The sequence below is a fragment of the Cryobacterium sp. M91 genome (assembly GCF_002929615.1).
In the GTDB taxonomy this organism is placed as follows: Bacteria; Actinomycetota; Actinomycetes; order Actinomycetales; family Microbacteriaceae; genus Cryobacterium; species Cryobacterium levicorallinum.
In genome coordinates this window covers 43773-53898 of sequence record NZ_PJJT01000072.1, presented here as the reverse complement: position 1 = coordinate 53898, position 10126 = coordinate 43773, and the positions used below count along the sequence as shown (strand labels likewise).

7 protein-coding genes are annotated in these 10126 nt (G+C 67.3%); 5 read left to right on the top strand and 2 right to left on the bottom strand.

Annotated elements, in window-relative coordinates; all coding sequences use genetic code 11:
• The first annotated feature begins 403 nt into the window (after positions 1–403).
• Positions 404–1879: a sugar porter family MFS transporter gene (locus CXY80_RS03935; protein WP_104131680.1), complete on the top strand. Its 1476-nt coding sequence runs from the start codon at positions 404–406 to the stop codon at positions 1877–1879.
• 289 nt (positions 1880–2168) lie between these two features.
• The gene (locus tag CXY80_RS03930) at positions 2169–3428 is read left to right on the top strand and encodes an exonuclease domain-containing protein (protein ID WP_104131679.1); all 1260 of its coding nucleotides are present in this window, start codon (positions 2169–2171) and stop codon (positions 3426–3428) included.
• A gap of 50 nt (positions 3429–3478) precedes the next feature.
• Here the strand turns inward: CXY80_RS03930 and CXY80_RS03925 are convergent, their stop codons facing one another.
• Positions 3479–3865, bottom strand: coding sequence for a TraR/DksA family transcriptional regulator (locus tag CXY80_RS03925; protein ID WP_104131678.1), 387 nt, complete (start codon positions 3863–3865; stop codon positions 3479–3481).
• Positions 3866–3883: 18 nt separating this feature from the next.
• Positions 3884–4681 carry an RNase H family protein gene (locus CXY80_RS03920; RefSeq protein WP_104131677.1) on the bottom strand — a complete coding sequence of 266 codons (798 nt, stop codon included), beginning with the start codon at positions 4679–4681 and terminating at the stop codon, positions 3884–3886.
• Between the two features lie 234 nt (positions 4682–4915).
• On the opposite strand from CXY80_RS03920, the gene CXY80_RS03915 reads away from it, so the two are divergent.
• From CXY80_RS03915 to CXY80_RS03905, 3 genes are read left to right on the top strand one after another with little or no spacing between them, the layout of a single operon-like run.
• Complete coding sequence (locus CXY80_RS03915; RefSeq protein WP_104131676.1) at positions 4916–6322, top strand: MFS transporter; 1407 nt, start codon at positions 4916–4918, stop codon at positions 6320–6322.
• A 6-nt stretch (positions 6323–6328) separates the two neighbouring features.
• Entirely contained in the window at positions 6329–8488 is a 2160-nt protein-coding gene (locus tag CXY80_RS03910) for a molybdopterin oxidoreductase family protein (RefSeq protein ID WP_104131675.1), read from the top strand.
• Complete coding sequence (locus tag CXY80_RS03905; protein WP_104131674.1) at positions 8481–10106, top strand: FAD-dependent oxidoreductase; 1626 nt, start codon at positions 8481–8483, stop codon at positions 10104–10106. The genes CXY80_RS03910 and CXY80_RS03905 overlap by 8 nt, the downstream gene beginning before the upstream one ends.
• Positions 10107–10126 lie beyond the last annotated feature (20 nt).

Here is a 10126-nt window from a genome sequence, read left to right as displayed (position 1 = left end):
CTGGCGCCCCGCCGGCCAAAACCGCGCCGCCACCCCAGCCGAGAAACCCCACTGGGAAAAGTGAGCGCCACCGCGCTGGGCGCGACGCCGCTACCGGGTCGGATGGGTCTGTGACAGTCTCGCTCGCTTCGACAGGCCCCATGGCCGGTTTTCACAAACAGTCTGCGCTGGTCGATGGCGGTCCCGACAAGCGCGACCAATGGAAATGGGCGCGCTGTCAAAACTGGATCGTTTGCTGCGCACCGCGGTCTCGACCAGCTCGACCAGAGGAACGCGGACATCGGCGAAGGCTGAGGGCAGGACTTCAGAAACGAGTGGCACCCGAAGTAGGCTGGTCAGGTTGCACAATCGATGCACCAGACGCGCGCGTACAGCGCGGGTCACCTGACTCAGGGGGCGGCACTTGACCGACAGCACGACATCCACGACCGACCGCGGCATTCCGAGCACGAACCGAAAGGTCATCGCGCTGGCCATCGCCGGTGCCCTCGGCGGGTTTCTGTTCGGCTTCGACTCCTCGGTCATCAACGGGGCCGTCAACGCGGTCCAGCAGGAATTCGGGCTGAACGCCACCCTGACCGGGTTCGCCGTGGCCTGCGCGCTGCTCGGCGCCGCGGCCGGAGCGTTCTTCGGCGGGCGCTTCGCCGACCGTTACGGCCGCATCCCCATGATGGTGGTCGGCGGCGTGGTGTTCCTGGTCAGCTCGATCGGCTCCGGCTTCGCCTTCGGCGTCGTCGACCTGATCATCTGGCGGGTGGTCGGCGGACTCGGTATTGGTCTCGCATCCGTTGTCGCACCGGCCTATATCGCCGAGATTTCGCCGCGTCAGATGCGTGGGCGCCTCGGCTCGCTGCAGCAGCTCGCGATCACCCTCGGAATCTTCACCGCGCTGCTCTCCGATGCCCTGTTCGCCGAGAGCGCCGGCGGCGCCGGCAGCGAGTTCTGGTTCGGCCTCGAAGCCTGGCGCTGGATGTTCCTGGCCGGCGCGGTTCCGGCCATCGTCTACGGCGGAATCGCGTTCATCCTGCCGGAATCCCCGCGTTTTCTCATTCTGAAAGATAAAGAAGCGGATGCCCGCGCCGTCTTCACCCGGCTCTGGCCGAGCGGCGACGTCGATCGCGAGATTCGCGACATGCGACGGTCGATCGAGGTCGACGCGCGATCCCAGAAATCGGGCTCGCTGCGGGGGGGTACCTTCGGGCTGAAGCCGATCGTCTGGGTCGGTATCATACTGTCGGTGTTCCAGCAGTTCGTCGGCATCAACGTGATTTTCTACTATTCGACCACCCTCTGGGAGGCCGTCGGGTTCGAAGAATCCAACTCGCTGACCATCTCGGTGATCACCTCGGTGACCAATATCCTGGTCACCCTGGTCGCGATCGCCCTGGTCGACCGGATCGGACGGCGACCGATTCTGCTCACCGGTTCCATCGGCATGACGGTGTCGCTCGCCACCATGGCTATCGCGTTCAGCCAGTCGGTGACGGTGGGTGGCGAGTTGAGCCTGCCGGGGGCGTGGGCGCCGATCGCGCTCGTTGCGGCCAACCTGTTCGTGATCTCGTTCGGCGCGTCCTGGGGTCCCGTGGTCTGGGTGTTGCTCGGGGAGATGTTCCCGAACTCGATTCGGGCCAAGGCACTCGGGCTCGCCGCGGCGGCCCAGTGGATCGCGAACTTCCTTATCACAGTCAGCTTCCCCCCGATGGCGGATGCCTCACTGCCGATCACCTACGGCCTCTACGCCCTGTTCGCCGGGTTGTCGTTCTGGTTCGTGCTGCGCAAGGTTCCCGAGACGAACGGTATGTCCCTCGAAGAGGCCGATACCCTGCTGCCGCCGAAGAACTCGGCGAAGAAGGCGGCCGCCGCCGCCCCGGCACGCTAGCCCGGGCGCCTTCGCCCAGACCGCTGTCGTGGCTGCAAATTTGTGATTGTGCCCGAAAGCTGTTTGCACGCCTGGCCTGCCGGACGCGTGAGCAGCGTCCGCTCGCGCCTGCAGCGTTCAGCCTCGGCCGTACTGGGTTAGACCCAACGCGTGAGCAGTTTTTGGCCACACGACGAGACCCACTGCGCATAAATCAGTGGTTCAGGCGACGCGTCAAGCCCCCGAAGGGGAATTCGCACAGCCGGCGGTTTGTCGATAACTTCACAACACAAGATTGTGGAGTGTGACCATGCCCGAACGTGGATACGCCGTTATAAGTTTGAAAACCACTGGACTGTTCCCGTACCAACGGGACCGGGTCGTCGAGGTCGCCGTGGTGCACCTCGACGAGGGTGGTCACATTACTGCGCGGTGGGAGACTGTCGTCAACCCGGAAAGCAACGTGGGGGGCGCGACGAACCATGGCGTCAGCACGGCCGAGCTGCTGCGCGCACCGACGTTTGCCCAGATCGCTCCGCGCCTGGTCGATCTGCTCAGCGGACGCGTGCTGGTCACCCACAATGCCCAGTTCGTCACCGGCTTTCTGATGAGCGAGTTCGACCAGATCGGCTACGCCCCCGGTCGCGGACTCGAAGCTGTCTGCACCATGCAACTGGCCCGCAGCTACCTGCCGGGTGCCGGACGACTGCTGGTGGATTGCTGCGCGGCCTACGACATTGAGATCGAGCCCGGCCCTGGAGCACTCGTGCAGGCCGTCGCCGGTGCGAGCCTGCTGGCGGCCTATCTGCACGGTTCGCCGAGCGCTGCCCCGTGGACCGACGCCCTCGACCGGGCCGAGCTGAATGTCTGGCCGGCCCTCCCGCGCGCAACCACGGGCACTGCGCCGGTCGGCACTGCGCCGGCCTGGGTGCACCGCGACCCGACACCCACGGTTGTCCTGGCGACGCCGAGTTTTCTCGCCCGGGTGACCGTGAAGCTGCCCGACTACACCGGCCCGGAGGAGCACCTCGACTATCTCGCCCTGCTCGATCTGTGTCTGCTCGATCGCGTGCTTCTGCCTCGTGACACGCGTGAGTTGCGCATACAGGCGGAAGTCAGTGGGATCAGCCCGACCGACTGCACCGCCCTGCACCGCGGCTACTTCGAAGACCTCGTGCGCGTCGCGTGGTCGAGCGGCGCGCTGAGCATTGCCGATTCGGCCGAGCTGATCGCCGTCGCCCGCATGCTCGATGTTGCCCCCGAGGTCGTCGCGACCGCGCTGGCGGCGCCCGCCTTGGCGCCGCGTCAACCGGTTACCTCCATCGACGAAGTACTGCTGGAACGCGGCGATATCGTCGTGTTGACCGGTGACATGGCCCGCGCCCGCGCCGACTGGGGCAAAGAATTGGTTGCCCGCGGACTGTCTCTGGGCACGGCGGTCACGATGCGCACCCGGCTGTTGGTCGCCGCCAACCCGGAGTCGTTCACCGGAAAGACCGGCAAGGCCCGCGACTACGGCATCCCGATCGTCTCCGAGTTCGGGCTGCGCTCGCTGATCGGCGTGCGTTGACGCGGCATCTGCTGCTGCACAACTCCCGCGTAGCGTGAAAGTGGGTGCAGCTAGCGTCGTCGCTGCGCGGCCGTCTCGGCGCAGGCGATGCAGAGGTCGGCGGCGGGCTTGATCTGCAGCCGGCCCTCGGGGATAATCTCGCCGCCGCGCACGCACCAACCGTAGCTGCCATCGACGATGCGCTGCAGGGCCCGGTCGATGGCCGCGAGCTCTTCGACGGCCTCGCCCTGAAATCCCGACATGCGTGACCATTCGGTGCGCAGCGAGGAAGCCTCAGCGTCGTGGGCGCCATCGGCCGAGCCGTCGCTACGGGAGCTTTGCACGCCGGCGAAGGTGTCGGCGAGACGCTGGGACTTCTCGGTCAGTTCGAGGCGGCGTTCGCCGAGTGCGGTCTCGAAAACGTGCAATTGCGTGGGATTAAAGGGTGAAACGATCATGTTCCATGGTCTCACGCCCTAGATCAGACCGCGTAGGTACTCCTCGACGGTCACGTTGCGGGCAGCGGCCCGCTGCACCAGGCGCTGGTGCTCCTCGGCGCTGAGCGACAGGGTCACCCGGTGCAACTCGCCCGCGCTGCGCACCGCGCTCGTGCCGTGTGGGTCGGTCAGGTCGCGAAAATTCTCGCCGATGTCGTGACCGAGATCGTCGAAAGAGAACAGCTCATCGTGTGCGTAGGCCGAAGCCTGCTCCGTCATCCGGTCCGCGGTCAACGTCGGCGAGCGCTGACCGACGGATGCCGCAGCCGTCGCAGCGCGCCCTCCGCTAACACCAGGCTCGGCCGCCGCTCCGCCCGCGCGAAAACCCGGCCCGGCCGGTGCCGGACGGCCGCGCTGAAACGCCTCGGCCGCCCCGCGCGCACGCTCGTCGGCGGCCTCGTTGAGCGGATGCCCGACGTGCCCCTTGACCCACTCGAACCGGTAGCGACGCCCGGCGATGGCCTCGTCGATGTCCTTGAGCAAATCCAGATTCATGACCGGTTTGCCGTCGCCCTTGCGCCAGCCCTTCGCCTTCCAGCCCTTCATCCACTTGGTGACGGAGTTGATCACGTACTGGCTGTCGCAGAGCACGAGCAGATCGTCATCGATGTGTGCGGTCGCCCGAAACAGTTCGAGCACGGCCTTGAGCTCACCCTGGTTGTTGGTCGCGTGCTTCCAGCCGCCAGCCGCCCAGGAGGAGTCGTCGACGTACCAGGCCCAACCGGCTGGTCCGGGGTTTCCGAGGGCAGAACCGTCGGCGGCAGCGGTGATCGTCATTAGGTGGCCTTTCAAACAGCGGAGCGCAGGTTGACTAAGTCTGCCACCCTCGTCATCCGTTGCCCGTATTGTGTCCGTCATGTAACAGCGCCCCATCACGTCCCCCGAGCTGGTGTGATCATCTCGTGATCGAAAGGTAACCGGTGCCACGGTTGCCGGAAACACGCGCTGGCTAACGTCGAAGTCATGGCTAGCCGCTCGGGCTGCCTGCCGCTTCATCCCGAGGGGACTTCGATGACATCCAGCACCGTTGAATCAGCACCGAACGTGATCGATACAGACACCGCCGTGCTCGTGCACCGTCCGGGCCGGTGGATCGACAATTGGAACCCGGAGAACAAGAAGCAGTGGGAACAGGGCGGCAAGCTCATCGCCGCCCGCAACCTCAAATGGTCGATCTTTGCCGAGTTCCTCGGCTTTGTGGTCTGGCAACTGTGGAGCATTGTCGTCGTGTCGTTGCCGGCCGCCGGCTTCACCTTCTCCACCACCGAGGTGTTCTGGCTCATCTCGATGCCGAGCCTCGTCGGCGCGACCCTGCGCTTTCCGTACACGTTCATGGTGCCCAAGTTCGGCGGTCGCAACTGGACCATCATCTCGGCCGGCCTGCTGCTGATACCCTCGATCGCCCTCGGAATCTGCGTCGGCAATCCGGACACCCCGTTCGGCGTCATGCTGTTTGTCGCCGCGCTCGCCGGCTTCGGTGGCGGCAATTTCGCCAGCTCGATGTCGAACATCACCTACTTCTACCCGCAGAGCCAGAAGGGCTACGCGTTCGGCCTAAATGCCGCAGGCGGCAACCTCGGCGCCGGGGTGGCCCAGCTCATCGTGCCGATCGTGATCACCCTCGGTGCCGTCGGCACCCTGAACATCAGCTTCGCCGGCTGGTTCTGGATTCCCCTCATCCTCGTCGCCATGTGGGGCGCCTGGAAGTACATGGACAACCTCACCAACGCCAAGGCCGACTTCGCCGGTTCGATCGCCGCGGTCAAGGAACCGCACTTCTGGATTCTCGCCGTGCTCTACATCGGCACCTTCGGCTCATTTATCGGCTTCGCGAGCGTCTTCCCCAAGCTCATCGCCGACCAGTTTCCGGCATACTCCACCTTCCAGGTCGCATCCGCCTCCCTGTCGCTCGCTTTCATCGGCGCTCTCGTCGGTTCGCTGGCCCGCCCGGCCGGCGGACGCCTGGCCGACCGCTTTGGCGGGGCATCCGTCACCGTCGCCGCCTTCGGCGTGATGGCCGTCGGAGCTCTCGTGGTCGTCGCGGTGCTGCCGCTCGGTAACTTTTGGGCCTTCCTCGGCAGTTTCCTGCTCATCTTCGTCGCCACCGGAATCGGCAACGGCTCGACCTACCGCATGATTCCGAGCGTGTTCTCGGCCCGCAGCGGTGTGAAAGACGCCCACCAGAACTCGGGCGACGTCAACACCCAGCGTAAAACGGCCGCGGCCCTCGGCCTCATCTCCGCGGTCGGCGCCTACGGCGGGTTCATCATTCCGCAGGTGCTCGGCTATTCCAAGACCACCACCGGGGACTATTCCAGCGCGATCTACGCCTTCGCCATCGCCTATGTTGTGATGATGTGCGTCACCGCGTTCGTCTATCTCCGCCGCGGTTCCTCCGTCGCCGGCCAGAAGATCTAGGACCCTATGACCGCGACCGCCACCCACTGCCCGTACTGCGCTTTGCAGTGCGCGATGACACTGAGTTCCGCTGCTGCGACAGCGAGAGAAGCGGATGCTGACGGCTCCGCTTCGCTGGCCGCCGCGGTAACGGTCGCGGGCCGGGACTTTCCGACCAACCGTGGCGGCCTGTGCAAGAAAGGCTGGACCTCGGCCGAACTGCTCGTCTCGCCGGACCGGATTCTCGAACCCCTGCTGCGCCAGGCCGACGGAACCTTCGAGCCGGCCGCCTGGAGCGACGCGCTCGACCTCGTCGCCGCGAAGCTGCGCGAGACCCGTGCGGAGTTCGGGGCCGACGCGGTCGGCGTGTTCGGCGGCGGCGGCCTGACCAACGAGAAGGCCTACCAGCTCGGCAAATTCACCCGGGTGGCGCTTCGCTCCAGCCGCATTGACTACAACGGCAGGTTCTGCATGTCGAGCGCCGCCGCGGCCGGCAACCGTGCCTTCGGCCTCGACCGAGGGCTGCCGTTTCGGGTGGACGAGCTCGATGCGGCCGACACCATCCTCATTCTCGGCTCCAACGTGGCACAGACCATGCCTCCGTTCATTGGCCACCTCGACGGAGCCCGCGCCGCCGGTGGCCTCGTGGTCGTCGACCCACGGCGTACCGCGACCGCCCGGCTCACCGCGGACGGCGCCGGCATGCACGTGCAGCCGACCCCGGGCAGCGACCTCGTGCTGCTGCTCGGGCTGACCCACATCGTCATCGCCGAGAAACTCGTCGACCAGGACTACCTCGAAGCCCGCACCACCGGGTTCGACGCCGTGCGCCGCAGCGTGAGCCAGTGGTGGCCGACCCGCGTGCAGGAACAGACCGGCGTTCCGGTCTGGCAGCTGCGCGAACTCGCCCGCCGCCTCGCCGCCGGCGCTGCCCGGGGAGCCGCGACCGGCAGTGGCACCTACATTCTCACCGGGCGCGGCGTTGAGCAGCACGCCGACGGCACCGACACAGCGACCGCGGCCATCAACCTCAGCCTCGTGCTCGGCCTCGTCGGCACGAGCCATTCCGGTTACGGCACCCTCACCGGCCAGGGCAACGGGCAGGGCGGTCGCGAGCACGGGCAGAAGTGCGACCAGCTACCGGGCTACCGCAAGATCACCGACCCTGCCGCCCGGGCCCACGTCGCCGGGGTCTGGGGCGTCGACCCCGACAGCTTGCCCGGTGTGGGCCTGCCCGCGGTCGAGCTGCTGAGCGCACTCGGCGAGCCGGGCGGCATCCGCTGTCTGCTGGTACACGGCTCCAACGTCGTCGTCTCCGCGCCGAACGCCGACCGGGTGCGGGCCGCTCTTAAAACGCTCGATTTTCTGGTCGTGGCCGACTTTTTCTTCTCCGAAACCGCGGTGCTGGCGGACGTGGTGCTGCCGGTGACCCAGTGGGCCGAGGAAGAGGGGACCATGACGTCGCTCGAGGGCCGCGTCATTCGTCGTCGCCAGGCCGTCGAGGCTCCGGGGGGAGTGCGCAGCGAACTGTGGATCTGGCAGGAACTCGCCAGACGGCTGAATTCCCCGGGAACGTTTAGTGCCGAGGCGGCTGCCGTGTTCGACGAACTCTGCCAGGCCTCCGCGGGCGGGCTGGCCGACTACTCCGGCCTGAGCTATGCCCTGCTCGACTCCGAGGAACCGGCCTTCTGGCCCTACCCGGTCGGGTCCACCGGAACGCCGCGGCTCTTTCTGGATCGCTTCGCCCACCCCGACGGCCGCGCGCACTTCGTCGCCGTCACGGCGCGGCGCCTCGGCGCGCCGGCCCAGGTCGGCGGCACCCTGACTCTGATCACCGGTCGCCTGCTCGAGCACTATCAGAGCGGAACCCAGACCCGGCGGGTGAAAGAACTGGCCGATGCGCGGCCGGAGGCCCGCCTGCAGCTGCACCCGGCCACCGCCGAGCAGCTCGGGATCGAGGACGAGGCCTGGGTCGAAGTCAGCAGCGACCGCGGAACGGTGCGCTGCCGCGCCCAGGTGAGCACCGACATCCGCTTCGACACGGTGTTTCTACCGTTTCACTTTGCCGGCGACCAGCGCGCCAACCTGCTGACCGATGACGAGACCGATCCCATCAGCGGCATGCCCGAATTCAAGAAGACGACCGTTCGAGTGAAAGCACTCGTGGAAGCAGGCGCCCATGTCTGAGCAACCCGAGCGCATCGTGCTGGTCGGCTACGGCCCGGTCGGTGCCCGTTTCGTTGAAGAGCTGCTACCGCTCGTGCGCCAGGGCGCGGCCACCCTGACCGTGGTCGGGGCCGAGAGCGCCGACGCCTACAACCGGGTGCTGATCGCCGAATATGCCGTCGGAAACGCCGACCGGGAGAGCCTGGATATCACCGACACGCTCGCCGCCCGGGAGGCCGGCGTGCACCTGCGCCGCGGTGTGGGTGTCACGGCCATTTTGCGCAGCCGCCGGGTGGTGTCCCTCAGCGATGGCACCCTGCTGCCCTACGATCGGCTCGTGCTCGCGACCGGCGCCCGCGCCAATATCCCCACGCTCGACGGCGTCACCCGGGTGCGCCGAGACCGCCAGATACCTCCAACGGATGCCGCCACCCTCGACACAAGCGGGGCCCCGCTCCCGCGCGGGGTTACCGTGCTGCGTGACCTGGACGACGCTGAGCGGGTACTCGCAGCAGTGACGGCCGGCAAACGCATCGTCGTGCTCGGCGCCGGAGTGCTCGGCATGGAGATCGCGCTCGCCGCTGCCGCCGCCGGGGGAGAGGCCTGTGTCGTCTACCACGGAGAGATTCCGATGGCGCGCAACCTCGACCGGGGCGGCGGCAGCGTGCTCGCCCGGAGTGCCCGGCGGGCCGGCGTCACCATGGTCAACCACTCCCGCGCCGAAAGCCTGCTGTTTCACCAGGACGACGACGGCGTCGACCGCTTCGACGCCCTGATCTGCGCCGACGGCAAACAGATTCATGGCGACCTGCTGCTGCTCTCCTGCGGGGTCGGCGCCCGCACCGAACTGGCCCAGCTGGCCGGTTTGCCGGTCTCGACCGGGATCCTGGTCGATGAGAACCTGCAGAGCTGGACCGATGCGCGCATCTACGCGATCGGCGACTGTGCCCACGTGGCAGCCGCGCCCCGCGCCGGCGATTCGACGGCGCCGCCGGCCGGCGGGCCGAGCGGCCTGATCGGTCCGGGCTGGCGCCAGGCCGACTGGCTCGCCGCACGATTCACCGCCGCGGTGCTGGGCCGGCCCGACACGGCGGCGCTCGCGGCATCCGCTTCGGCCGTCGTCATGCTCAAAGCCGAGGGAATCGACGTCGTCTCGGTTGGCAACACCTCCGCTGACCCCTGGGACCTTTCAGTCGACGACCACGCTGCGGGGTTTGCATCCGCTCCGCTGCACGTGTCGCAGTGGGCTGACCCTGAGCACGGACGCTATGTGAAAATGGTCACCCGGGACGGCATTCTCGACGGCTTCGTCTGCATCGGGATGCCGCGCACGGCCGCCGAGCTGACCCTGCTGTTCGAGCGCGGCAGTGAGCTGCCGGCGGACCGCTCTGTCCTGCTGCGCTACGACGGACCGGACTACGAGCCCGAGGCTGGCAGCGCGTTCGCGCGGGACGCGACCGTGTGCTGGTGCAACGGCGTCACCGTCGGCGCCATTGCCGACTCTGCCGAAGCCGGCATCACCACCATCGCCGGCATCGGTGCGGCCACTCGTGCCGGTACCGGATGTGGCGGCTGCAAAGCGCGGATCGGGGATGTTCTCGAGCGCTTCGCCGCGGCGACGGCCGAGTCAGCCAGCTGACGATAACCGGCTAGCAGAAA